Raw genomic sequence first — 26,001 nt, 5'->3', positions numbered from 1 at the left:
TCGCCTATCGAATTTCTTAATAATAGTGTCCAATATGATTGACAAACCTACACTCTCAAGGTTTAATATTTTAATATTTATTACTTTTGAAATGTTCAAATTATACAAATGGCTTGAATGTCTTTGTATAAAATGAGAATTGACTTAAAGGACATTAAGCTTTATAATTGTAGTGTAACATTGGTTGTTAAGACAGAAAATCATTTGATTTGGAGATCAATTATTTTATGAAGATCAAGAAGATTCTTGCATTGGCAGTAGCGCTTACATCTGTTTTTGCAGTTGCAGGCTGCGGCTCCACAGGCGACAGCAGTTCAAAGGTATCAACAGTAAAGAAAGTTAAGGTTGAGGACACACAGGAAATAGAGGCTATCCCTGACGACGCTCAGAAAACTATCCGTTGGATGGGTACATATGACCTTAATCCTAACGAGAAAAAGGGCGAGGATAAGTCTGTTGAGATGACCCTTTTCAACAACAAGGGTGGTAAAGTAGAGTACACAAGAGTAACTGACAGCGAAAAATTTGACCAGCTCGCCAGTGCTATCATGGCTCAGCAGAATGTGCCTGATATTTTCAAGTATGAGTGGATGGCTTTCCCTGCACAGGTGCTTAAGGATATGTATCAGCCTGTTGACGATATTGTGAACTTTGACGATCCGCTGTGGGCTGATGTGAAAACAACTGCTGACAAGTTCGTTATGGGCGGCAAGCATTATGTTGCTCCTATAAGCTTCACAGTCGGCACACTTATGATGTACGATCAGGACGTTATCGACGCTGAGGGTCTTGATGATCCATATGAGCTATATCAGAATGGTGAGTGGAATTGGGATAACTGGTATGACATGATGTCAGAGTTTGTTTCAAATGCTCCTGCTGATGTTGAGAGATTTGGTATCAATGGTTGGTTCCAGACACAGGTCATTCAGCAGACCGGTAAAACAATGGTAAACTATGACGGAGAGAAGTTCACAAACAATATAAATGACCCTGATATCGAAAGAGCAGAAGACCTGCTTTATCAGGTAGGTAAGAACAACCTTGTAAACGGCAACTGGCTTGGCAATGCTAAGCAGGCGCTTAAAGACGGCAATCTGCTGTTCTACTGCATGGGTACATGGGCTATGACAGGAAATAACGGACCTTCTGACGCTGACACTTGGAGAGTGGTCCCTGTTCCGTCTGACCCTAACAATGATGAAAAGTACATGACATCTGATATGACGGCATATATGTGGGTAAGAGGCTCAACAGCTAAAGAGGCTGTAAAGTGTTGGTATGAGTGCTGCAGAATGGCTAACACAGATGAAACATATAAGGAAAACGGCAAGGAGAAATTCCTCAACGCTAACCCTAACTGGACAGAGGATATGTATCAGGTGATCGTTGACTGCTCATCTTCTGAATACAATCAGGTGTTTGACTACGGCTACGGAATTTCTTCCACAATGTCTGACGACAATGCAAACGAAGACGGCAACTGCGTAACAAGAAAGCTTTATGAATACACAAATAAGGCTGACGAAAACGGCAAACAGTTCTCATGGACAGAGCTGAGAGAATCATACTCCGCAACTGTTGACGCTGAGCTTAAGACTATCAATGATGCGGTTGTTGCATTCAATAAGAAAAATTCATAAGAATATTTTGCAAGACCTCGATAAAATCGGGGTCTTGTTTTTTGCATAAAAATAAGGCTCTGAGTTTTTGCTCAGAGCCTTGCTTTGTTATATTTAGCTGTCCATACCCTCACGAACAGACTTGATAAACTTGCCAACATATTCAGGAGCGTCTTTGCCGTGTTCCTCAACTATCTTGACAACAGCACTTCCCATGATAACGCCGTCAGCGTACTGGGACATTTTCCTTGCCTGCTCAGGATTTGAAATTCCGAAACCTATGCAGCAAGGGCAGTGATCGTTGTTTCGGATAGGTGCAAGCAGCTCGTTGAAATCAGTGGTTATCTCTGAACGCATACCTGTAACGCCCAGGGAGGATACAACATACAAAAAGCCTTTTGACTTTTCTGCTATCATTTTTACACGCTCGTGTGAAGTCGGTGCAACTAGGAAGATAGTGTAGATACCATTTTTCTCAGCTTCGCCCTGAAGCTCTTCACGTTCTTCAAAAGGCATATCTGGAACGATAACGCCGTCTATCTGTACCTCTTTGCAAAGCTCAAAGAATTTCGCTGTTCCGTACTTGAATATAGTGTTTATATACATCATCAGAAGCATAGGCTTGTCAGTCTGTGTGCGGAGTTTTCTCACAAGGTCAAATATCTTGTCAAGATTTGTTCCACCGCTCAGTGAACGCAGGGAAGCTTTCTGAATAGTCGCACCCTCTGCGATAGGGTCAGAGAACGGCACTCCGATCTCGATAATGTCAGAACCATTCTTATACATTTCGAGAACGCACTTTTCTGTTGTATCCATATCAGGATCGCCTGCGGTGATAAATGTCACAAGCGCCTTTTTGTTTTCTGCTTTAAGCTTTTCAAAGCAAGCGTCTATCCTATTCTTCATTAAGGTCTACCTCCCTGTATCTTGCTATTGAGTATACGTCCTTGTCGCCTCTGCCTGAAAGGTTGATGACAAGTATTGAGTCCTTATCCATTGTAGGAGCAATCTTTAGCGCAGCGGCAACTGCGTGTGATGACTCGATAGCAGGGATTATACCTTCTGTTCTTGAAAGGTACTCAAAAGCACAAACCGCTTCTTCATCGGTTATGTCAACATACTGCGCTCTGCCGATAGAGTTAAGATATGCGTGCTCAGGTCCGATACCTGGGTAGTCAAGACCTGCGGAAATTGAGTAAACAGGGTCGATCTGACCGTATTCGTTCTGCAAGAAAAGCGATTTCATGCCGTGGAATATACCAAGTGAGCCTTTTGCAACTGTAGCCGCATGGTCAGGTGTGTCAATGCCTCTGCCTGCTGCTTCTGCACCAACAAGCTTAACTGATTTGTCTTCAATAAAGTTGTAGAATGCACCCATAGCGTTTGAGCCACCGCCTACGCAGGCAACAACGCAATCAGGAAGCCTGCCCTCTTTTTCCATAAGCTGAGCTTTTATCTCAGCGCTGATAACTTTCTGGAAATCCCTAACCATTGTAGGATAAGGGTGAGGTCCCATTACAGAACCTATGCAGTAGAAAGTTGTGTCGATATTTGATACCCAATCTCTGAAAGCTTCATTGATAGCGTCTTTCAGTGTAGCAGTACCGCTTGCAACGCCTGTTACCTTTGCGCCAAGAAGATTCATTCTGTATACGTTAAGGGACTGTCTTTTCATATCGGTCTCGCCCATGTAGACCTCACATTCAAGACCCATAAGAGCGCAAACTGTAGCAGTGGCAACACCGTGCTGACCTGCACCAGTCTCAGCGATTATGCGCTTCTTGCCCATTTTCTTTGCCAGAAGTATCTGACCCAAAACGTTGTTTATCTTGTGTGAGCCTGTGTGGTTAAGATCCTCACGTTTGATGTATATTTTAGCTCCGCCAAGATCTTTGGTCATCTTTTCTGCATAATAAAGCATTGACGGTCTGCCTGCATAATTGTGGTAAAGCTCCTGAAGCTCTTTGTTGAACTCAGGATCGTCCTTGTATTTATCGTAAGCTTTTTCAAGCTCGTGAACAGCAGTCATGACAGTTTCAGGAATATATTGTCCGCCAAATTCGCCAAATCGTCCAATTTTACTCATTTATATCCTTCTTTCGGTATTATTTCTGATAGTTTCAACTATCCTTTTTATCTTGTTTTCGTCCTTGAAGCCATCGGTTTCCACTGAACTTGAAAAGTCAACGCCATAAGGTTGTACCTTTTCCATAGCAGAGCAGATGTTATCCTCGTTCAGTCCGCCTGCAAGTAAGAAAGGCTTTGAAATACTCACATTGGAGAACACATCAAGGTCAACACGCTTGCCTGTTCCGCCGTAGCTGCCTGCTGAAAAGCTATCTATAAGCAGTTTATGGACGGGAAGTGCATCTGCTTTTGCAATATCATCAGCACATTTCACACGAACGGCTTTCCATATCTCACAGTCGCAGTTTTCACGGAGTTTGCTGATATACTCTGCGTTTTCCTCACCGTGAAGCTGGATAACATCAAGCTTCTGTGCAAAGCTTTTCAGAATATTCTCTATAGGCTCATTTACAAAAACGCCCACTCGTTTGATCTCCTTATTAAGAAGAAGTTCAAGATCGTAGAATGTGTCAATGTCTACCGTGCGTGTAAAGCCCTCCGACAGTATAAAGCCTGCATAATCAGGGTGGTATGTGTTCACATAAAGAATATCGTCCACACGGCGCATACCACATATCTTGATTTTTGTCATTTATACGCCCTCTCTCAGTTCATGGAGAGTTGTACCGATATTGCCGCTTCTCATAAGCGTTTCACCTATAAGCACAGCGTCTGCACCAAGGCTGCGTACCTTTTTCATATCGGCATTTGTTTTTATACCGCTCTCTGAAACAAGCACTGCATGGTCGCCTACTATATTGCTGAGCCTGCCCGTGGTTTCAAGGTCAACGTCAAAAGTGTAAAGATTTCTGTTGTTTATGCCAAGCATATCAGGCTTAAAACCAAGCGTCTTTTTATACTCTTCCTCGTTGTGCACCTCTACAAGACATTCAAGTCCAAGCTCGTGTGCAATGTCAGAATATTCTTTCATTTGACCCTCGCTGAGTATTGCCGAGATAAGCAGCACTGCGTCAGCACCTATGGTTCTTGCCTCGTAAAGCTGATATTCATCGATAACGAAATCCTTGCGTAGTATCGGCAGCTTTACAGCCGCTCTTATAGCTTTGAGATATTCCCCAGAGCCTTGAAAATAATGCTCTTCCGTCAGGCAGGAGATAGCATTCGCACCACTTTTCTCATATTCGCAGGCGGTTTTCACAGGGTCAAAGTCAGGGCAGATAAGTCCCTTTGACGGCGAGGCTTTCTTTACCTCGCTTATGACTGAAAGGGTATCACGCTTTATAGATTTTGAAAAGGAAACTGTCTGATACTCTTTTTCGGCTGCCATGTATTTGATATCTTGTCTTGAAACTTTTGATATATCTCTTTCAAGCTGTTCTTTTCTTTTGTCGCAGATATTGTCAAGTATCATTTTTTATCCTCTGTTAGTAAGTTCAACAAGTTCTTCAAGCTTTTTAAGAGCCTTGCCGCTGTCTATCATTTCAGCTGCAGTCTTTACGCCCTCTTCGATGCTGTCGCATTTGCCGCAGATATAGAGCGCACAACCTGAGTTGAGAAGAACGATATCTCTCTTTGCACCCTTGATAGTGCCCTCAAGTATACCTCTTGTGACAGCTGCATTGCCATTTGCGTCCTCGCCAACGATGTCAGCAAGCTTTCCTCTTTTAAGACCGAAGTCCTCAGGCTTTATCTCATACTTGATAAGCTTTCCGCCGTTTATTTCACAGATAGTTGTAGGAGCTGATATAGAAACTTCGTCAAGTCTGTCGTTGCCGTAAACGAGCATTGCTCTCTTTATACCTAGGTTCATAAGAACCTTAGCCATTGGTTCGAGCAGATCGGGGTCATATGTTCCAAGTATCATGAAGTCTGCTTTTGCAGGATTTGCGAGAGGTCCGAGAATGTTGAAAACAGTTCTTACACCTATCTGCGCTCTTGTTGGTCCTACAAATCTCATTGCTGAGTGATATGACTGTGCAAACAGGAATGAAAGACCTATCTCATCAAGTGATTTTTCTGCCTGTTCATGTGTTGACTGAATTTTAACACCAAGAGCCTCGAAAACATCAGCTGCACCGCTTTTTGAAGAAACGCTTCTGTTGCCGTGTTTTGCGACTTTTTGTCCTGCTGCCGCAATTACAAATGAAGAGGTTGTGGAAATGTTGAAGCTGTTTGAAAGATCTCCGCCTGTGCCAACTATATCAAGAGTACCCTTGACATTGACCTTTGACATTTTTTCTCTCATTAATTTTGCAAAGCCGGTTATCTCGTCAATAGTCTCGCCTTTCATTCTCAGAGCTGTGAGCAGGCAGGCGATCTGAGCGTTAGAAGCTCTGTCGCTCATGATGATATCCATTGCTTTATAAGCTTCGTCCTCAGTGAGTGACTTTCCATCACATACTATTTTGAGATACTTTTTAAGCTCGACTCTTTCGCTGTCAGGAAGAGCTGCAGACTTTGTTTTTGTGGTCTTTATGCCAGCGATATCGTTCAGGAAGTTTTCGATTATTATGTTTCCAACTTCGCCAGTGAGAACTGACTCAGGGTGGAACTGAACGCCGTAGGTCGGGTGTTCTCTGTGTCTTATTGCCATTATCTGAGCTTTATCGTCAGTTGCAATAACAGACAGGCAGGTAGGAAGTGAAATGCTGTCAACAACAAGTGAGTGATATCTTGCGGCTTTTATTGTGCTTTTCAGACCGCTGAAAAGTGGGTTTGCAGTGTTAAGATTTATATCTGTCTGCTTGCCGTGAAGCTGCTGCTTTGCGTGAACTATCTTTCCGCCGAATGCTTCGGCTATCGCCTGGTGTCCTAGACAAACGCCAAGTATAGGGATCCTGCCACTGAATGTCTTTATGACCTCTTCGGAAATTCCTGCGTCCTTTGGATAACCAGGACCAGGGGAGATGATGATAGCCGCAGGTGACATTTTTTCGATCTCATCTATGGTTATCTCATCATTTCTTGCTACTGTAATGTCTTTTGTGAGTACGCCTACAGCCTGATAAAGATTGTAGGTAAAGCTGTCATAGTTGTCAATAAGTAAAATCATAGTAATATTCCTTTACAGTACAAATTTATCAATGAAGGTTTTGTCGTTGAAGTAGTTTATGCCGATAGCATTCCTTATTTCTGAAACAGTTTTGTTTGAAACCTCTATTGCACGTTGTGTGCCTTTTTTAAGTATCTCTATGAGCTGCTCTTTGTCTTTCTCATATTCCTCACGTCTTGCTCTGATAGGTGCGAGAAATTCCTGCATAACGTTGTTAAGGAACTTCTTACATTTCATATCGCCAAGACCGCCGCGCTCATAATGTTCTTTCATCTCTGCGAGGTTCTTATAGTCAGGGAAGTATTTAGCAAAATCTTCGTCCTTGCTGAATGCGTCAAGATAGATAAATACCGGATTGCCCTCTGTGTGACCTGGGTCGCTTACATTGATGTGTGTAGGGTCAGTGTACATTGACATTATCTTGTTTTTCAGCGTTTTTTCATCGTCTTTAAGGTAAATGCAATTGCCAAGAGATTTGCTCATCTTTGTGTTGCCGTCTGTACCAACAAGTCTGTTGCAGCTTGCGTTGTCTGGGAGAACAGCCTCAGGCTCAACAAGTATATCGCACTTATAAATTCTGTTGAAGCTGTTTACTATCTCTCTTGCCTGTTCAAGCATTGGAAGCTGATCTTCTCCAACAGGAACATACTTAGCCTTGAATGCTGTGATGTCTGCTGCCTGGCTGATAGGATATGTCATAAAGCCAACAGGAAGGTTTCTTTCAAAGTTTCTCATTTTTATCTCAGACTTGATAGTAGGGTTTCTTTCAAGTCTTGACATTGTAACGAGGTTTGAATAGTACATTGGAAGCTCATAAAGTGCTGGGATATGTGACTGAACGAAGAATGTTGTTTTGTCCGGCTCAAGCCCTACAGCAAGATAGTCAAGCATTACCTCAAGAATGTTTTGTCTTATCTTCTCAGGATTGTCAGCGTTATCTGTAAGTGCCTGAAGATCGGCTATCATAACGAACTGATCAAATTTTCCTGTGTTTTGAAGTTCAACTCTTTTTCTGAGAGAACCTACATAATGGCCAAGATGAAGTGATCCAGTTGGTCTATCGCCTGTAAGAATAATATTATTGTTCATGTTATTAACTCCTTTTAAATTATAATTTGCTTGCTTCTTTTATTGCATTTATAACAGCCATTGCCTTGTTGCATGACTCCTGATATTCGTTCTCGGGAACTGAGTCAGCGACAACTCCGCCTCCTGCTTGGATATAAGCCTTGTTATTTTTGAAAAGCACTGTTCTTATAGCGATACAAGTATCCAGCGAACCGTCAAATGCAAGATAACCAACTGTTCCGCCATAAAGGCCTCTTTTTGTTGTTTCAAGCTCGTCGATTATCTCCATTGCTCTTACCTTCGGTGCGCCTGAAAGAGTGCCGGCAGGAAGAACTGCCATAAGTGCGTCAAGAGGTTTCTTATCTTCTCTCAGTGTACCCTTTACATTAGATACAAGGTGCATCACCTTTGAATATCTTTCAACTATCATCATGTCTGTAACAGTTACGGAGCCGAACTCAGAAACCTTTCCTATATCGTTTCTTCCAAGGTCAACGAGCATTGTGTGTTCAGCTCTTTCCTTTGGATCGTTGAGAAGCTGTTGTTCATTGCGGATATCTTCGTCGTAGGTCGCTCCACGCTTGATAGTGCCTGCAATTGGTCTTGTTACTACTGTTCTGTTTTCTACTGATACAAGCATTTCAGGTGAAGCGCCTGCAACAGCATAATCATTGTGCTTAAAGTAGTAAAGGTAAGGTGACGGATTAGTGGAGCGGAGCATTCTGTAAACGTCAAAGCTGTCTGGCGGATTGTCTATCTCAAATCTCTGTGACGGAACTATCTGGAAGATGTCGCCCTCTTTGATGTATTCCTTAGCCTTTTCAACGTTTGCGAGATAATGTTCCTTTGTGATGTTGGATTTTACTGTGATGTTGTCCTCCATTGTCTTTGGAGTTTTCATAACAGGCTTGTAATTTCTAAGAGTTTCAACTACTTCGTTGCATATCTTTTCACATTCTTTGTATTTAGTTTCAAGATCATCGCTCTTATTGATGTTGAGGATTATTACAGCCTTGTTTGAAAGGTGATCGTAAGCAACGATCTTTTCAAAAAGGTGCAGGTCAGCGTCAGGAAGCTTAAGATCGTCCTCAGGTGGGTTGCACAGTGTTTTCTCAAAGTATCTTATCATGTCATAAGCGAAAAATCCTATTAGACCGCCTGTGAGCTTTGGATAATTATTAAATCTCGGTGACTTGTGGCATTCGATTATCTCAGAAAAGAAAGCGATAGGATCATCGACTTTTATGCTTTCATCAGCCTTGCCTTTCTCCTTAACAGTAACAACGTGCTTGTCAAGAATATATTCGCATTTAGGATCAATGCCCACATATGAATATCTGCCCCACTGGTCTTTATTATCTACAGATTCAAGAATGAAACAATCATCATACGCCTCGTGCAGACAGTTAAAAAGTTGTATTGGCGTACATGAATCCATGAGAAGCTCATAGAATACAGGCACAGTCTTGTAGTTTTCAAAAAGTTCCTTTACTTGTTCAATAGCAGGGTACAGCATAAATATTCCTCCTAAATGCTTTTTTGTCGTAAAATTGACAATAAAAAAAGTCCTGTCATCACACATAACATCTAGTTATGGGACGATAGAACCGTGGTGCCACCCAATTTCCCGATAATAAATTATCGGCTCACAGATACGCATTCTGACTGGCAGAAATCAATATCCTGTCCTTTAACGCAGGAATCACGGCGAGTGATACTCGTAAAAACTTTCACACCGCTCCTCACAAATCCATTCATCTGAAGAAAATGTATCAGCTCACACCTACCGCTGACTCTCTGTGACCTTTTGCATCAAACTACTTACTTTTGCTCATAGGATTTATCGTATTAACTTTAGTCTTATTATATTCCTCTGTTTCTAAAATGTCAATATCAGAAAATGTAAATAATATTGCTATTTTGTAAATATTCTTTTGCAATTTGGATTTATACCAAAATAAATAATTTTAAATTTTCAATATTCCTTGCATTTATAAATAATGTAGTGTATAATAAAGTAATAGTTAAGGTAATTGAGAAAGGAAAATATATGAAAGTACAAACTAATAAGAAATACACCACAATTGCATTTTATGCAGTTATCGTTATTGCTATAAATGTGCTTTTGGTAGTGGCTGTATTTAAATTTAATACGATCTTAAAGCTTATTTCCACACTTGTTTCTGCACTTACGCCTGTTATAGTTGGTCTTGTGATCGCATTTCTTATAAATCCTATAATGGTGAATTTTGAAAAGCTGTTCAGAAATAAAGTGGTAAAAAATCCGGCTAAGAAAAAGCTTACCAGAGCCTGCTCAGTAACTGTAGCGTCACTTGTTTTTCTGGGGATAGTTGTTGGACTTACTTATGTTGTTGTTCCAGAACTTATAAATTCCATAATTGATATTTTTAACAATGCATCTAACATCGTTGTTAAAGTGCAGGGTTGGATAAATAAGCTGTTTAAAAACTATCCTGATATCGAAACAATGGCTACGGAGAAGCTCAAAGCTTTTTCAACTGATTTGGGAACCGTTATCGAGAAGATACAGCCGATGTTTGAAAATATTCTTTCGGGTGCATGGGGCGTTATCAATGTTCTTAAAAACTTTGTATTTGGATTTATCGTTTCTATCTATATGCTTTGCAGCAAGGAAAAGCTTCTTGCTCAGGCTAAGAAGATAATCATTGCAAACACAAAAAAGTCTACATGTGAGAAAATTATGAGAGTTTGCACTGAAACAAATAAAGTTTTTGCAGGTTTTTTGAGCGGAAAGATCATTGACTCGGCAATAATCGGAGTTCTTTGCTTTATAGGTCTGACTATCATGAATATGCCTTACAACATCATGATAAGTGTTCTAGTGGGTGTAACTAATATTATCCCATTTTTTGGACCAATAATCGGTGCGATACCATCAACTGCACTTATGCTTTTTATTGATCCTAAAAAAGCCATTATACTTCTCATTTTCATAGTTATTCTACAGCAGTTTGACGGCAATATCCTTGGTCCTAAGATACTTGGTGATTCTACTGGACTTCCGGGTTTTTGGGTGCTGGTATCACTGTTCTTCTTTGGAAATTTGTTCGGGTTCATAGGTATGGTCATTGCAGTTCCGACTTTTGCATTGCTTTATACTTTTACACGAGAGAGCGTTGTTCAGCGGTTAAGAAAGAAGAAGCTCCCTGTAGATACCGACTATTATATGGAGGATGTTGAGCATTTGTATAAGAAAAATGAAAAGCGTATTCCGCTTACGCCTGAACAGCTTGACGCCATGGTCATTCCAAGTGCTGATGAGGTAAATGAGGTCAACAGAGAGGATGATCCAGAAATAGTTGACGATCACAACGAAAATAAAGATCAGTAAACGCAAAAGAGCGGCCTGTTCACAATTCATAGTGAGCAGACCGCTTATTTTATTTCATGTATTTTTTCTGTATTTTTGCAATATGTATCACAGAGTATATTACTATAAGTGCAATAAGTATTGTTAATGTGACCTTGAAAACAGACGATTCAAAGTATGACTTAGCTATTTTAACCTTCGCTTTGACTTGAGAACGTTCTACTTTAGTTGTGGAAACGAGATCTATAGTTGCAAGCACCTCACCTTTGTAGACAAGTTCCATTTTACCAAGCACATCGCCAACTTCAACAGGTGCAACAACGTTGTCATAAACGGTTATTTTCTTTTCCACATCATTTACTGATATATCTACAGGCCACAGCCTTGTAAAACCATTTGCAGGTTTAAGATTTGCATAATCTATGCCGTCACCGTAGCTTACCTTTACATCACGGACTTCGCTGTTTTTGTCCACAAAATCCGTTGCTACAAGACTTGAAAATGCCCATTTGTAAAGGCTGATGTGATCAAGGAGGTTGTAGTAAACATTATCTCCACCATATATGGAATCAGGATCTTCCTCGCCCTTCTTCACATCTTCTTCAAGCTTATCCATTGGTGCACCCATTGTCACAATAAGATATGTGGTGCCTTCATATTCCGCATATGAAGCTAAACATCTCCCAGCGGAGTCAAGGGTGCCTGTCTTTATACCTTTAGCATAGGAGTAGTAATAATCGGTCATTGAGTCAAGCATAAGGTTTGTATTATAAATATCTGTACCATCTGAGTGATAAGAGGTGGATGCCATATGATAGCTTGGCAGACAGACAATATCACGAAATACCTGATATTTGCTTATGGCATATTCACAAAGAGTTGCCATATCCTTGCAGGACGAATAATTCTGTTGCGCCCACAGACCATGTGCATTTGAAAAGTGTGTATTTTCCATGCCGAGTTTTTCAGCTTTTTCATTCATAAGGTCTGTAAATTCTGTTATGGAATCGGAAACATTCAAAGCGATTATATTCGCTGCTTCACATGAGGATGGGATAAGCAGTGCCGCCAGGAGATCATAACAGCTTACTTCTTCGCCTGGTTGTATATCAGCTGTTGAAGCACCAGTATCATATAGTTCATCAAATGCTTCCGAGCCTGCTGAATAGTATGTATCTTTCAGCTTTTGTTCATCACCTTTGAATTTGTCCAGAAGCACCACAGCAGTCATTATCTTTGTTAGGGAAGCAGGCACACGCTCGTCCTCACCGTTTATGTCAACGATAGCTTCACCGCTGTCAAGATTGACCATATAGACCGCTTCAGAGTAAAGCTCCAACGGTATCGCTTTTCCGTCATCGTCATAGCCTGATGTAGGTGTAAAATTGAATGCGTCTGCACACATCGCAGGCACAAGCAGCATTATTGCCAGCGTCATGGATAATATCCTGCTGATTTTTCGTTTTAGTTTCATTGACAGCTTCCTTTCGCACTGTATGTAAAGAGCCTTGCTCATTCAGTTTTCTCATAAAGTATATTAGCACCCTGTTTGCCCACACGTTTCACTCTTTCAAGATATGTGAGTATATTAAGCGTTACCTGTGCATATTCACGAGATATCTTTGCATTAAGTGCAAAGTCTTTAGAAGTGAACTTTTTTGGCAGGTCCTCCGGGAGGAACATATCAAAGTCGGCAGGGCAGTCAAGGTGTATTTCGTCAATAAGTCCCTTTGGTATCCTGTCATGGCGTGAAGATCCACGCTTTTTGTTCTTTGACCAGCCGTTAAGCAATCTTATCTCCTCGGTTTCAAGCATACAAAGGCACAAATGAAATCGAGGGTTATCAAGGGTGTATTTTATTTTGTACAGTTCGGGCATGACTTCATAGATAGTGTATTTTCTCGGCGATTTGTGCTTTTCTGAAAGCTCTCCAGTTTCTGTATCTATCCAACGGACATATTTGACCGCAGGGATAGGGTAGACCACTGTCACGTCACAGTAGTCAAGAAAGGCTTCAAGTTTTTTCAGCAGTTTGTTGAACTGTCTTGTTTGTATCTCGATAACACCGTTCTCTCCTACGATATCAGCCACATATCCGCCAATGCGTATCTCCTGATTTTCGCCATATGGCTCAAAATAGTTTTTCAAAACAGCATGAAGCGTTTTCTCGCCTAGAGTTCCGATGCCGTTGCGTTCACGGCTTTTGCCTATGATTTTATCACAAGCATCTTGAAATTTCAGCCTGTCCGTAAGATCACCTCAGTTTTTATTATATCAGATATTCACTCTCACGTCAATCACAAAAACGCATAAAAAGAGCCTGAGATCTGCTCAGGCTCTTTAATCATACCATGATCCATCAGGTTATGCTGTCCGCAGTTATCTTGTCCCACTGGTCGCAATACTTGACTTCCATTTTGTCCATTCTTTCGTTGTAAAGCTTTGAGATAGCAGGTGTATCATATGAATAGATCATATCGTCTATGTTCTGTTCTACATAATCCATATCAACCGGCAAACGCTTGATTATGAAATATCCATATGTGTCGTTCTCTGTAAGTTCAGTGGAAATGCCGTTTTCTTTTAGTTTGAAAGCGTCTTTTACAAGCTCCTCAGGATATCCAGTCGTATCTTTATTGAAATAATATCCTGTTGAAGGATCTTCAAGACCGAGATCCCAGCCGTACTCTTCAATAAGCTTATCAAAGTCTTCTCCGTCCTGAGCCTTTTTCAGAACTTCTTCTGCAAGCTTCTTAGCATTTTCCTTAGCTTTCTTTACACCGTCATCATCAAGCTTCGCATAAGCTGACTGCTTTGCGCTCGCTTTGTCTGAAAGTGACATACTGTCATAACTGTCAGCGGTACTGTCATCAAGATCTACCTGTGCATAGAAAGGGATCATAACGTGAATCTCACGGCAATACTCGTTTGTATCCTTGACTATTTTTCTAAAGTCTTCTTTTTTTGTTGCATATTTGCCGTCATTCTTAAAAAGAGTATCGTTTACTTTAGTATAGATAGTAGCTGTTTCAAGCATTTTTCTGTAAAGATCCTCTGTGAGGTAAGCTGACTTAAGGTCATTAAGATAAGCTTCATCAGAATCATATTTCGCTTTTGCATTAGCTATCTGCCCATCAATTGTCTTGTTGTCATCGTCTGTAAGCTTAATTCCGTTTTCTTCTGCAAGCTCAGGTGCAACAAGTTCCTGCTTAAGTGCAGTGATAACGTCCTCCATAAGAAGCTCAAAACCACCGTCAGTTGACTTGATAGTGTCAAGGGTAGCTCCGTAAGTGGAAGTGTACTTGCTTATAGTATAATAATAGTAGTATCTGAAAGTATCAAAATCTATATCCTTGCCGTCAATGGTGCAAACGATAAAGTTTTTAGTATCAATGGTCTTGCCGTCAATTGTAAGTGATGGCTCAGGTGTCTGCTTTTCAGTTGTGCTGTCAACAGCTGAAACAGAAGAATCCACTGTGGAAGATACGGTTGATGAGCTGTCATTATTTTTGCTGCATGAAGTAAAGCTGCAAATAGCTATTGTGAGAGCTGCTGTAACAGCGGCTAATTTCTTTATCATAATAATTGTCCTTTCCTTTGAGAGAAAATCCTCTGCATAACATAAATTTAATTATATCTTATTATTGTGATGATACTGTGTGATAATTCTTAAACTTTCTGTGAATGAAATATATATTATCCAGCGTGATATAGTTGACAATCTAAGCCTGGGAGAGTATAATATAAATGACTTTAATACGAAAAGAGGTATCCCATATGGATTTTGGCAAATATATTGCTCACAGAGGTCTTCACTCAGAATTTGTTCCTGAAAATTCTCTTACCGCATTCAGGCTTGCGGTTGAAAAATGTCTTTCTATCGAGCTTGATGTACGTCTAACAAAGGATTGCCGCATTGTGGTTTTCCATGACAATGACCTTATGAGAATGTGCGGCGTTGAGGGCAAGGTGTTTGATTACACATATGAACAGCTTTCTGCCTTTAAACTTAAAAACAGTGATGAAAAGATACCACTGCTGTCAGAGGTGCTGAAAACTGTTGACGGTAAAGTGCCACTTCTTATTGAGCTTAAAGGCGGTGCGCCATTTGGAGAGCTTGAAAGCCGAGTTGACCATATGATGAAGAAATATAAAGGCGAATTTGCAGTACAGAGCTTTAACCCGTTCTCAGTGATGTGGTTTAGGTTTCATTCACCAAAAGTCACAAGGGGTCAGCTTATCTCAAAATACAGAAAGAATATAGACCTTGAATATATCGAAAGGTTCATTTGTGCTCAGCCATTTATCTGGAGAATTATTTCAAAGCCTCAGTTCATTGCTGCCGACCTCAGATCTATAAGCCTTGAAACTGCATTTCAGGCCGTTGATATAGATGCAGACTTGCTCACATGGACGGGAAGAGGCAAAGATCTTATAGAAACTGCTTCACAGTTTTCAAAGACAGTTATAGCAGAGCAGTTTCCTGATGATTTTGATTTTTCTGACAATTGGGAGGAAAGCTGTGAATAAGATGCAAGACCTTCCATTGTGCGACCTTAACGAAGTCAAACGTACTGCAAAACGCACTGACAGCGATATTTCAGGCTGTAAATTTAGCGGAGAATATCTTGAAAGCGAAGATCTCTCCTGCCTGTCATTTATAAACTGTATGTTTGAAAACTGCACCTTTACAGATTGCGATTTTGAGCGTTCCTCATTCGTTGATGTGACGTTCATATCCTGCGATCTGTCAAATTCATCACTGGACTCATCCTACCTCAGCAGGTGTGAGTTCCGCTCCTGCAAGCTCGTTGGCGCAGAGTTCAAGGATTGCTCCATTCAAGGTGTAGCCTTTGAATCCTCAAACTGCGGATATGCCATATTTGATAAATGCAAGCTGTCTGAAACCCAGGTGAAAAACAGTGATATGTCCTCGGCTGAGCTTGTTTCCTGCAATCTCAAAGCATTCAAGACCAGCGGCAGCAAATACCTTGGCACATCATTTTTCAGAACGGCTCTCGGCGGCGTTGATTTTTCTACCTGTCTTGTAAGTGGACTGCGCGTTTCTGATACATTCAGAGAACTCCGAAACGCTGTTTTTTCAGCCGATCAAGCTGTGGAGCTTTCAATGCTTCTTGGAATAAGAATAAAATAATTTTAGCCGCTATGACATTAAACGTCACAGCGGCTTTTTATCACTTTTTATCCTGTTCTATCAGTATTTTCACAGCGTTCACCGCACAGTGGATACCTCTTGTGGTGTCGTCGCTCACATTGTCTTCAAGGTCTGCCTTTGAACGCTCCACGTTCCATATAGCTGTTATAACAGCTCCACAGCGGACGTGTCTTGCGATACCTACTGAGAAAACTGCGGCACATTCCATTTCGGAAGTCATACAGCCACACCTTAAATATGCGTCCCAGCGGTAATTTATATCGCCGCTCACAGGCATTGAGTCAGGCTCTACTTCTCCATAAAAGCTGTCCTTGCTGTGGACAACGCCCACATGATAACGCTTTCCAAGCTTATCTTCTGACAGTTCAGCCGCAGCTTTTGCAAGGGCAGTTGTTACAGTGAAATCTGCAACAGCAGGGTAGCCCTCGGGGAGATATTCTTTTGACGTACCTTCGCCACGGACAGCCGCCGAAGCTATAACAAGGTCGCCGCCGCTAACGGAAAGATCCATTCCTCCGCTTGTACCGATACGAATAAATGTGTCTGCGCCGCACTTTACCAGTTCTTCCACTGCAATTGCCGCAGATGGTCCTCCGATACCGGTCGAGCACACAGTTACCTTTTCACCGTCAAGATAGCCTGTATAAACATTGTATTCTCTGTTTTGAGCCACCTGCTTTGCGTCATCAAGAAGTGCCGCTATTTTCGGCACTCTTCCAGGGTCACCCGGCATAATAACATATCTGCCCACTTCATCAGGGATAGTTCTGATGTGAAATTGTCTTTCACCGTCCATAATGCTTGCCATAAAAATTCCTCCTCTCAGAATTATTCGTCGTATGGATAATTATTTTCTTCGTATAATTCATTTTCTGCAAAATTTTTTCCGGATTTCTGCTTTTTCTTTATATGTATAAGCACTATGATAAGCACTATTGCTATAATCGCAAACAGCCCGCCTAATCCACAGAAAACAACTGTTAATATGGTATTGGTTGTATCATTTGGTGCATAAAACGTTTCAGGGTCGTCAGGGTCACAGAATATCTGGATCGTTTGTCCTCTTCTGTATCTGATGTTACTGGAATATGTATTGCTGTGAGTGGTGTAGAGCTGTCCGTCAACGTTATATGAATACACTGGTGTGTAAACTGTGCTATATGATACGTGTCCGTCATCGTTCTCATGTCGTTCATCTTTGCTGAGAATGTCTGATATTATAGCATTGACTTCAAGAGTACATCTGTTTTTGAGTTGAGTTTGGTGTATTGCAAAACCTATTCCAACTGCAAGAAATGTCACGCCAACCAACATGAAAACTAACGCTATTATTTTCATTGCTGATTTGCTGTAATGCACATAAGATCTTTTGTAATAACGCATATTTTTCCCCCATTTAAGCATAAAAGCCAACACCTTAATATGGTGTCGGCCTTTGTTTTATCTTACTTTTCCATTTTCATTGAAATGTCAAATGCCTTGACTGAGTGTGTGATAGCACCGATAGAAATGATATCAACGCCCGTTTCAGCTATTGCACGGATTGTTTCAGAGGTCACGTTTCCTGAAGCTTCTAAAAGTGCTTTGCCATTTGTCATTTCAACAGCCTTTGCCATATCTTCATTTGTCATATTGTCAAGCATGATTATCTCAACGCCAAGTGTAAGAGCTTCTTTGAGTTCTTCAAGGTTTCCGACTTCAACTTCTATCTTGACAGTATGCCCCATTTTTTCTCTGAGAGCGTTTACTGCGCCTGTCATGCTGCCATATGCGTCAAGGTGAGTGTCTTTTAGCATTGCGCAATCTGAAAGATTGTATCTGTGGTTTTTTCCACCGCCTACTGTAACTGCATATTTCTGCAAAACTCTAAGACCTGGGAGCGTTTTTCTTGTATCCGCAACAGACGCCTTTGTACCCTTTACAAGCTCAACGCATCTGTTTGTTGCAGTTGCAACGCCTGACATATGCTGAACGATATTCAGTGCCGTTCTTTCGCCTTTGAGCAAGGCTCTTGTTGAGCCTGTTATTTTTGCGATAATGTCGCCTTTCTTGACCTTTTCACCGTCATGGATAAATATCTCACATTTAACATTGCTGTCAAGAAGCTGAAAAACTCTCATTGCAACATCAATTCCACAAAGAACGCCTTCGTCCTTTGAAACATACTTTGCTGTTGAAACTGAATTTTCGTCAACAAGATAATCCGTTGTAACGTCTATATAGTTGATATCCTCCAGCAGAGCTGTTTTAATGATATCGTCGATCTGAAACTGCATTAATCTCATTTGTTTTCCTCCATTTTTTTTTTTGATTTGAGCTTTTCGATAGCGTCCTTTAATACGATATAAGCGACAGTTGTAAGAGATCTTGCTTCAACATAATCTCTGTCTATTTTGAAATTACCGTCACAAAGGAAATTTTTTAGCTTTGTGACTTCTTCAAGATCAGGCGGCAAAGCCTCCTTATCAGGGATAACGAAATATGCACGCTGCATTATATCTCTTATCTCTGTTCTTATGCCCTGAGGAATGTGCGGGGCTTCATTGTCTATCTTGAAATCGTATGTTTCAAGGTCACCACTGTCAGATTTTATCTTCTCATTGATGTCAGCCGCAGCACGTCTTGAAAATACCAAAGCTTCAAGTAGGGAATTGCTTGCAAGTCTGTTATTGCCATGAACACCTGTATGTGAACATTCGCCGCAGGCATAAAGCCTGTCAATGTTAGTTCTTGCATATGTATCAACATTTATTCCGCCCATAAGGTAATGATGACAAGGGAAAATAGGTATCATATCCTTAGTCATGTCATAACCTGCTTCGAGAAGCTTTTCATTTATCATAGGAAATCTGTTTCTGACAAACTCAGGGTCTTTGTGAGTGATATCAAGATAGAATTTGTCAGAGCCTGTTTTCTTGGCTTCAGCCATGATCGCATGAGAAACAACATCTCTAGGTGCAAGCTCCAGACGATCATCATAGTTTTGCATAAATCTTTCGCCGTTGCAGTTTTTCAGATAAGCTCCCTCGCCTCTGACAGATTCAGAGATAAGGAAAGTTTCACGAGTGTGCTTGTTGTTAAAGCCTGTTGGGTGGAACTGGATATAGCTGAGGTTTTTTATCTCTGCTCCAAGCTCATGAGCAATAGTTATGCCGTCGCCTGTTGCGATAGCGGAGTTTGTAGTGTATTCGTAAACTCTGCCAATTCCACCGGTTGCAAAAATGGCGTATCTGCAATTATATGTCGTATATTCGTTGTCATTAGTCAGCACAAGAATGGAGAAACCTGTTTCGGTTTTCTTTGCGTTGCACATAACGGCATTTTCGAGTATCTCAACATTATCTAGCTGTTGAACATTTCTTAGTAGAGTTGTTTCGATCTCCAGACCTGTGGTATCGGCATGATGAAAAATCCTGTTCATACCGTGTCCACCTTCGAGAGTGCGGTGATAAGATCCATCAGGACACTTATCAAAGTCAGCGCCAAGCTCTATGAGTTTTCCGATGTCAATATAGGCTTCGTCAACAAGGACCTGAGTGGACTCAGGATCATTTTCAAATCCGCCTGCTACAAATGTATCATGTTTGTGATATTCAGGCGAGTCCTTTGGATTGTCATAAACGCCTGCAATTCCACCCTGTGCAAGGGAAGAGTTACACAAGGTCAGCTCTCTTTTGGAAAGCACAAGTACATTTAAATCACGGGAAAGGTTAAGTGCTGCATATAGACCTGCCGCACCGCAGCCAGCGATAATAACGTCATAATTTTTGTTGTTCATATTTGTAACCTCTTTGTATGGCGGAGTGTCGCCAAGTGTTATGTAAAAATCACACCAGATATTGCTCTGAAATAATTTATACTTATTTCATTATACCATATATTTTTCCCTTTTTCAACTGTTATTTGCATATATAATACACATACCTTAAATTATTTTAAGTGCAACTTAACAAAAAAATGACTGCCTGCTCCCAAAAGGGAACAAGCAGTCGGAGGTTTATTATAGATCAACTAATAATCAAATATTAGTCACTCTGCAAATTGCTTTGTCAGCAAATATTATTTGCCGTAGTAAGCCTTGAGGTACATTTCCTTAAGCTCGCTCATCAGTGGGTATCTTGGGTTAGCACCTGTGCACTGGTCATCAAATGCGTCCTCAACCATGTTGTCAAGAGTCTCAAGGAAGTGCTTCTCGTCTACGCCGTAATCAGCGATAGTCTTCTTGATACCAACTCTTTCCTTGAGTGCCTCGATAGCGTCAATGAACTTGTTGAGTGTATCCTCATCGTTCTTACCAACAATACCAAGTGAATGTGCACACTCGCAGTATCTCTCAAGAGTATGTGGATACTGATACTGTGAGAAAGTACCCATCTTTCTAGGTGTTGGATCAGCGTTGTATCTCATTACCATTGTGATAAGGAGAGCGTTAGCAACGCCGTGTGGCAGGTGATGATAAGCACCGAGCTTATGAGCCATTGAGTGGCAAACACCGAGGAATGCGTTAGCGAATGCCATACCAGCCATTGTAGATGCTGTAGCCATTTCCTCACGAGCCTTAACGTCTGTCTGACCGTTGTCATATGCATCTGGCAGATACTTAAAGATAAGTTTCATAGCTCTCAGTGCAAGACCGTCAGTGTAATCTGTAGCCATTACTGATGCATAAGCCTCAAGAGCGTGTGTCAGAGCGTCGATACCTGAAGCAGAAGTCAGACCTCTTGGAGCAGACATCATCATATCTGTATCAACGATAGCCATGTTAGGCATGAGCTGGTAGTCAGCCAGAGGATACTTAGTACCTGTCTTTTCGTCAGTGATAACTGCGAAAGGTGTTACCTCAGAACCTGTACCAGAAGATGTTGGGATAGCAATGAAGTATGCCTTCTCACCCATCTTAGGGAATGTGTAAACTCTCTTACGGATATCGATATATCTCATAGCCATATCGAAGAAGTCAGCGTCTGGATGCTCGTAAAGAACCCACATGATCTTACCAGCGTCCATTGCAGAACCACCGCCGATAGCGATAATTGTGTCAGGCTCGAAAGCTCTCAACTGTGCAACACCCTCAAGTGCGCAAGCAAGTGTTGGGTCTGGAGCAACATCGAAGAATGTTTCGTGGAGAATACCCATTTCATCGAGTTTATCTGTGATAGCCTTTGTATAACCATTCTTATAAAGGAACTGGTCTGTTACGATGAATGCCTTTTTCTTGCCCATAACAGTCTTCAACTCGTCAAGAGCAACAGGGAGACAACCCTTCTTGAAGTATACCTTTTCAGGTGCTCTGAACCAAAGCATATTCTCTCTCCTCTCAACGACTGTCTTAATGTTCAGCAGGTGCTTAACGCCAACGTTCTCAGAAACTGAGTTGCCGCCCCATGAACCGCAGCCGAGTGTGAGGGAAGGAGCAAAGTCAAAGTTGTAGAGGTCACCGATACCGCCGAGTGAAGAAGGTGTGTTTACGATAAGACGGCAAGTCTTCATTCTTGCAGCGAACTTATTGAGCTTTTCTCTCTCGTTTATGTTATCTACCCAAAGTACTGAAGTATGACCAAGACCACCGTTGTTTACGAGAAGTGCCTCTGCGATGTCAAGAGCGTCGTCAAAGTTCTTTGACTTGTACATACCAAGGATAGTTGTGAGCTTTTCGTGACCGAAAGCCTCTTCTGGAGCTGTGCTTGTAGCCTCGCCGATGAGTACCTTTGTATCCTCTGGAACTTCAAAGCCAGCCATCTTAGCGATAGTTACAGGACGCTGACCAACGATCTTAGCATTAAGAGCACCGTTGATAAGCATTGTCTTTCTAATCTTATCGGCCTCTTCATCATTAAGGAAGTAGCAACCTCTCTTGATGAATTCCTTCTTAACATCGTTGTAAACTGTCTTATCAGCGATAACTGTCTGCTCTGTAGCACAGATCATACCGTTATCAAATGTCTTAGAGTGAATGATAGAGTTTACAGCGTTTACGATATCAGCAGAAGAATCGATGATAGCTGATGCGTTACCGGCACCAACACCGAGAGCTGGTGTACCAGATGAGTAAGCAGCCTTTACCATTCCAGGACCGCCTGTAGCGAGGATTGTGTCAGACTCTCTCATGATCATGTTTGTGAGTTCAAGAGAAGGAACATCGATCCAACCGATGATACCCTTTGGAGCACCTGCTGCAACAGCTGCATCATAAACGATCTTAGCAGCAGCGATAGTTGACTTCTTTGCTCTTGGGTGTGGTGAGATTATGATACCATTTCTTGTCTTAAGACAGATAAGTGTCTTGAATATAGCAGTAGAAGTTGGGTTTGTTGTTGGGATAACAGCAGCGATAAGACCGATAGGCTCGTAAATTCTCATTGTGCCGTAAGCCTTATTCTCCTCAAAAACACCACAAGTCTGAACATTCTTGTACTTATTGTAGATGTGCTCAGCAGCATAGTTGTTCTTGATAACCTTGTCTTCCACGATACCCATGCCTGTTTCCTCAACAGCCATCTTTGCAAGTGGGATTCTTGCCTTGTTAGCAGCGATAGCAGCAGCCTTGAAGATCTTGTCTACCTGCTCCTGTGTGTAGGTAGCGAAGATTGCCTGCGCAGCTCTTACTTCAGCGATCTTAGCAGTCAGAGCTTCCTCTGTATCGACGATGCCGACTGTTTTAGCTTCACTCTTTGCCATAAAATAAACCTCCAATAAATTAATTATTGTTTTTTACTCTTGATAACCCCCGCTCGGGTTTTATCTTACTTATATTATATACGATTGTTATTTTTTTGTCAATCTTATAAAGTTACAGCTTTTTTGATATTTTACGTCACTTTATTATGCAATATACATAAATATTGAACATTGTTTTATGATAGATTAACAATTCATGACCGTCAAATTGCACAATAAAAATCAGATTGATAAAATTTTATCATATATGCTGTCTGGAAATAGATTAATAAATATAAGATAAAAACTAAACAAAAATAAAACAGTTGTGAAAATAACGAAAAAATGCTTGACATTTAGAAAATCTGTAGTATAATATAGACATAACAGAGATACATAGAAAGCACAGAGATGTAAAGGTAATTTTACACAATAAGGCTGTTGAAAAATCGATGTATACTCTGAAACTCGACTTAATACCATATTTTAAAATAAAAGGAGATATGACTTATGAAACTTGATAACTTTGTAGCATCCAGCGACATCTATGATGTTTATGAATCTGATGGAATGGCAGTCAGGATCTATAAGAAGCCTGAATACAAGGAAAAGTGTCTGTATGCAGCTCTTACACACGCAAGAGTTGAAACAACACTTGGCAATTCCTTTATAAAGATGCCTGTTCTTCACGAGGTTTCCGTTATCGACGGCAAATGGGCTATTACAATGGACTTTATAAAGGGTAAGACTCTTCAGCAACTTATGGACGAAAATCCAGACAAGAAAGACACATATCTTAACCAGTTTATCGACATTCAGTGCGAGATACACGCTCAGTATATGCCACTTCTTTCAAAGCTGAAAGATAAGATGGCAAGACAGATCAAGACTCTTGGTCAGATCGACGAAATAAAGAAGTATGAGCTTCTCACAAGACTTGATTCAATGCCAAAGCACATCAAGCTTTGCCATGGTAACTTTGAGCCAAAGAACGTTATCATCAATGACGAAGGTACTTATGTTATCAATTGGGGTTCTGCTAGACAAGGTAATGCGTCTGCTGACGTTGCAAGAACATACCTGCTGTTCTGCCTTAACAATCCTGATCTTGCTGAGGCTTATCTTGATAAGTATTGCGTAAAGAGCGGAACATCTAAGCAGTATGTACAGGCTTGGTTACCGATCGTTGCAGCAGCACAGCTCATTAAGGGCAAGCCAGAGGAGAAGGATCTGCTAATGAAGTGGATCGACGTTGTAGATTACGATTAGTCTTTTTGTCAGGTTGTAACAAATTTGTAACCTCTTATTGTGCAAATAGCTAAAAAATGATTTATCCCGATTATGAGTTTCGTCATAATCGGGATATTTTGTTACAATTCTTTATAATCTCTTTACAGAGTAATTTTCATGTGATATAATGTGAAACTGTTGAAATATGACATAATGATTTAGGACTACAGAGGTTATTCGGAGGATCAATATGAAAAAGCTAATGATAGCTGTTGCTATAGTTTGCACTATGTTTGCTTTCCCGGCTTGTGGAAAAAATGCCGATAATAAAACAGAAAATAATGTTAATCTTACAAATAATGACGTAACGACAGCTCAGACAGAGGTTTCTGATGAAGTGCCAGACGAAACTACTTCACTCCCTGACAGAAGCACTCTTGAAAAGATACCAGATGAGGCTGTTGATTCGTTTAATCAGGTCGTAGATGTTTGCAAGGAGATATATCCTTTGGCTGAAAAAACAAAAAGGCTTTATGGCTATACAGGCACTAAGACTGTGAACAAAAAGAATTGTTACATTTTTGTTATATATGATAAAAATGACGATGTGTTGACAAAGGTGGCAACTGTCGCTGCCGAGGTCGCATCAGATAAGCTTTACGTTCTTGATGATGAAACAGGAAGTGCTGAAAAAATCAATACCGAGGATGTTAAAACTCAATCTACAGAGTCATGGGCAGATCAAGTAACTGAGTCATTTGCTGAATACTATCAGAGCAAAGAGGTTAACGACCATCTTGCTACAGTTGTTGAAACAGCCGCGGTTAAAACAGTTCGCTAATACTTTATATAAAAAAATCACACCAGAGAATTCTCTGGTGTGAATTTTTTTATTCGATCTCTTCGCTGTTGTCAGCATCAGTGCTTGTGATGATATTTGTTGCATATGTAAGTGTAAGCAGGCTGTCACCTAAATGGACATTTTCCACAACTATGTTTTCATAGTCGATGCTAAGATCATAATGTGAAAAATTCCAGAATGCTTTCAGACCAAGATTTACAAGCTGGTCTGCAATAGCCTGAGTGTTTGCCTTCGGTATACAAAGCACAGCTACAACAGGGGAGTTTGCTTCGCAAAAGCTTTCTATTTCATTAGTGTGACGAATCGGTATGTTTCCTACCACTTCACCAGTGAGCTTAGGGTTTATATCAAATATGCCTATGAGATTGCAACCCCTTGTTTCAAAGTTAATATGTGTGGCGATAGCTTTACCGAGGTTTCCTGCACCGATAAGTATGGTCTTGAAATGCTTGTCTACTCCGAGTATCTTGCCTATTTCCATTCTAAGCTCGTCAACGTGATAGCCATATCCCTGCTGACCAAATCCGCCAAAGCAGTTAAGATCTTGCCTTATTTGTGAAGCCGTGAGCTTCATTCTCTCAGAAAGCTCCCTTGAAGATATTCTTTCAAGTCCTTCTTTTTGAAGCTCACCTAAAAATCTATAATAACGTGGCAGTCGTTTTATTACTGATGCGGATATCGAACCGTCTTTAGACATATATTTACACTTTCCTTTACTAATAAACATGATTGATAAATAAATAACAATATCACATAATATAATAACACTAATCTTTTCTTTTGTCAAGGACTTGTAAACTACGGCTATTTCAACTTCCGTGTTGATGTTAACAAACATTTCACAATCAACAAGATGTTAATTCTACAGACAATCCCCCTTGAAATTATATATAA

General features: G+C 40.8%; 22 protein-coding genes and 1 other annotated feature. Of the genes, 6 read left to right on the top strand and 16 right to left on the bottom strand.

The annotated features are described in order from the left end of the window. Nucleotides 1–227: 227 nt before the first annotated feature. Complete coding sequence (locus tag DWW81_RS12145; protein WP_117898041.1) at nt 228–1,643, top strand: extracellular solute-binding protein; 1,416 nt, start codon at nt 228–230, stop codon at nt 1,641–1,643. A gap of 93 nt (nt 1,644–1,736) precedes the next feature. Here the strand turns inward: DWW81_RS12145 and trpA are convergent, their stop codons facing one another. From trpA to trpE, 7 genes are read right to left on the bottom strand one after another with little or no spacing between them, the layout of a single operon-like run. Next, nucleotides 1,737–2,528, bottom strand: a complete 792-nt coding sequence (trpA, locus tag DWW81_RS12140) for a tryptophan synthase subunit alpha (protein WP_117876094.1) — start codon at nt 2,526–2,528, stop codon at nt 1,737–1,739. Beyond that, a complete protein-coding gene (gene trpB, locus DWW81_RS12135; protein ID WP_117898040.1) occupies nt 2,518–3,708 on the bottom strand; it encodes a tryptophan synthase subunit beta in 1,191 nt (396 codons plus the stop codon). Before trpB ends, trpA begins: the two co-directional genes overlap by 11 nt. Then, nucleotides 3,709–4,341, bottom strand: coding sequence for a phosphoribosylanthranilate isomerase (locus DWW81_RS12130; protein ID WP_117898039.1), 633 nt, complete (start codon nt 4,339–4,341; stop codon nt 3,709–3,711). Continuing rightward, the gene (trpC, locus tag DWW81_RS12125; RefSeq protein WP_117898038.1) at nt 4,342–5,121 is read right to left on the bottom strand and encodes an indole-3-glycerol phosphate synthase TrpC; all 780 of its coding nucleotides are present in this window, start codon (nt 5,119–5,121) and stop codon (nt 4,342–4,344) included. 3 nt (nt 5,122–5,124) lie between these two features. Continuing rightward, on the bottom strand, nt 5,125–6,762 hold the full coding sequence (locus tag DWW81_RS12120; RefSeq protein WP_117898037.1) for a bifunctional anthranilate synthase component II/anthranilate phosphoribosyltransferase: 1,638 nt from the start codon (nt 6,760–6,762) through the stop codon (nt 5,125–5,127). A gap of 12 nt (nt 6,763–6,774) precedes the next feature. After that, the gene (gene trpS, locus DWW81_RS12115) at nt 6,775–7,851 is read right to left on the bottom strand and encodes a tryptophan--tRNA ligase (RefSeq protein ID WP_117898036.1); all 1,077 of its coding nucleotides are present in this window, start codon (nt 7,849–7,851) and stop codon (nt 6,775–6,777) included. A 19-nt stretch (nt 7,852–7,870) separates the two neighbouring features. Continuing rightward, nucleotides 7,871–9,346 (bottom strand): anthranilate synthase component I, encoded by a 1,476-nt coding sequence (gene trpE, locus DWW81_RS12110; RefSeq protein ID WP_117898035.1) that lies wholly within the window; start codon nt 9,344–9,346, stop codon nt 7,871–7,873. 75 nt (nt 9,347–9,421) lie between these two features. Continuing rightward, nucleotides 9,422–9,674, bottom strand: a binding site (T-box leader). A 206-nt stretch (nt 9,675–9,880) separates the two neighbouring features. On the opposite strand from trpE, the gene DWW81_RS12105 reads away from it, so the two are divergent. Beyond that, complete coding sequence (locus DWW81_RS12105) at nt 9,881–11,203, top strand: AI-2E family transporter (RefSeq protein ID WP_022288429.1); 1,323 nt, start codon at nt 9,881–9,883, stop codon at nt 11,201–11,203. A 49-nt stretch (nt 11,204–11,252) separates the two neighbouring features. Here DWW81_RS12105 and DWW81_RS12100 read toward each other — a convergent pair whose 3' ends face one another. The 3 genes from DWW81_RS12100 to DWW81_RS12090 all read right to left on the bottom strand — a co-directional run bounded on the left by DWW81_RS12100 (nt 11,253) and on the right by DWW81_RS12090 (nt 14,762). After that, a complete protein-coding gene (locus DWW81_RS12100; protein ID WP_117898042.1) occupies nt 11,253–12,656 on the bottom strand; it encodes a serine hydrolase in 1,404 nt (467 codons plus the stop codon). Nucleotides 12,657–12,694: 38 nt separating this feature from the next. Further along, nucleotides 12,695–13,330, bottom strand: a complete 636-nt coding sequence (locus tag DWW81_RS12095) for a hypothetical protein (protein ID WP_242989631.1) — start codon at nt 13,328–13,330, stop codon at nt 12,695–12,697. A 211-nt stretch (nt 13,331–13,541) separates the two neighbouring features. Next, nucleotides 13,542–14,762, bottom strand: coding sequence for a peptidylprolyl isomerase (locus tag DWW81_RS12090; protein WP_117898033.1), 1,221 nt, complete (start codon nt 14,760–14,762; stop codon nt 13,542–13,544). 197 nt (nt 14,763–14,959) lie between these two features. Between DWW81_RS12090 and DWW81_RS12085 the strand changes: the two genes are divergently transcribed. Further along, nucleotides 14,960–15,712 (top strand): glycerophosphodiester phosphodiesterase family protein, encoded by a 753-nt coding sequence (locus DWW81_RS12085; RefSeq protein WP_181982740.1) that lies wholly within the window; start codon nt 14,960–14,962, stop codon nt 15,710–15,712. A gap of 1 nt (nt 15,713) precedes the next feature. Continuing rightward, nucleotides 15,714–16,337 (top strand): pentapeptide repeat-containing protein, encoded by a 624-nt coding sequence (locus DWW81_RS12080; protein ID WP_242988916.1) that lies wholly within the window; start codon nt 15,714–15,716, stop codon nt 16,335–16,337. Nucleotides 16,338–16,377: 40 nt separating this feature from the next. Here DWW81_RS12080 and udp read toward each other — a convergent pair whose 3' ends face one another. The 5 genes from udp to adhE form a co-directional block, all read right to left on the bottom strand. Further along, nucleotides 16,378–17,166: a uridine phosphorylase gene (udp, locus tag DWW81_RS12075; RefSeq protein ID WP_117898031.1), complete on the bottom strand. Its 789-nt coding sequence runs from the start codon at nt 17,164–17,166 to the stop codon at nt 16,378–16,380. A gap of 20 nt (nt 17,167–17,186) precedes the next feature. Next, nucleotides 17,187–17,741, bottom strand: coding sequence for a DUF3592 domain-containing protein (locus tag DWW81_RS12070; RefSeq protein WP_181982739.1), 555 nt, complete (start codon nt 17,739–17,741; stop codon nt 17,187–17,189). A gap of 62 nt (nt 17,742–17,803) precedes the next feature. Further along, nucleotides 17,804–18,643 (bottom strand): carboxylating nicotinate-nucleotide diphosphorylase, encoded by an 840-nt coding sequence (gene nadC, locus DWW81_RS12065; protein WP_038671790.1) that lies wholly within the window; start codon nt 18,641–18,643, stop codon nt 17,804–17,806. Then, nucleotides 18,640–20,136: an FAD-binding protein gene (locus tag DWW81_RS12060; protein ID WP_117898029.1), complete on the bottom strand. Its 1,497-nt coding sequence runs from the start codon at nt 20,134–20,136 to the stop codon at nt 18,640–18,642. Before DWW81_RS12060 ends, nadC begins: the two co-directional genes overlap by 4 nt. A gap of 281 nt (nt 20,137–20,417) precedes the next feature. After that, nucleotides 20,418–23,036 carry a bifunctional acetaldehyde-CoA/alcohol dehydrogenase gene (gene adhE, locus DWW81_RS12055; RefSeq protein ID WP_117898028.1) on the bottom strand — a complete coding sequence of 873 codons (2,619 nt, stop codon included), beginning with the start codon at nt 23,034–23,036 and terminating at the stop codon, nt 20,418–20,420. Between the two features lie 489 nt (nt 23,037–23,525). Between adhE and DWW81_RS12050 the strand changes: the two genes are divergently transcribed. Together DWW81_RS12050 and DWW81_RS12045 are read left to right on the top strand one after the other, a co-directional pair. Continuing rightward, nucleotides 23,526–24,284, top strand: a complete 759-nt coding sequence (locus tag DWW81_RS12050) for a phosphotransferase (RefSeq protein WP_022288440.1) — start codon at nt 23,526–23,528, stop codon at nt 24,282–24,284. A 211-nt stretch (nt 24,285–24,495) separates the two neighbouring features. After that, nucleotides 24,496–25,086: a hypothetical protein gene (locus DWW81_RS12045; RefSeq protein WP_117898027.1), complete on the top strand. Its 591-nt coding sequence runs from the start codon at nt 24,496–24,498 to the stop codon at nt 25,084–25,086. A 49-nt stretch (nt 25,087–25,135) separates the two neighbouring features. On the opposite strand, the gene DWW81_RS12040 is transcribed toward DWW81_RS12045, so the two are convergent. Further along, nucleotides 25,136–25,804 carry a redox-sensing transcriptional repressor Rex gene (locus tag DWW81_RS12040; protein ID WP_117865207.1) on the bottom strand — a complete coding sequence of 223 codons (669 nt, stop codon included), beginning with the start codon at nt 25,802–25,804 and terminating at the stop codon, nt 25,136–25,138. Nucleotides 25,805–26,001: the final 197 nt, after the last annotated feature.

The organism is Ruminococcus sp. AF17-1AC (assembly GCF_003461385.1).
Taxonomy (GTDB): Bacteria; Bacillota; Clostridia; order Oscillospirales; family Ruminococcaceae; genus Hominimerdicola; species Hominimerdicola aceti.
Note: the sequence above shows the minus strand (reverse complement) of the source record. Positions and strands in the feature narration are given on the sequence as shown.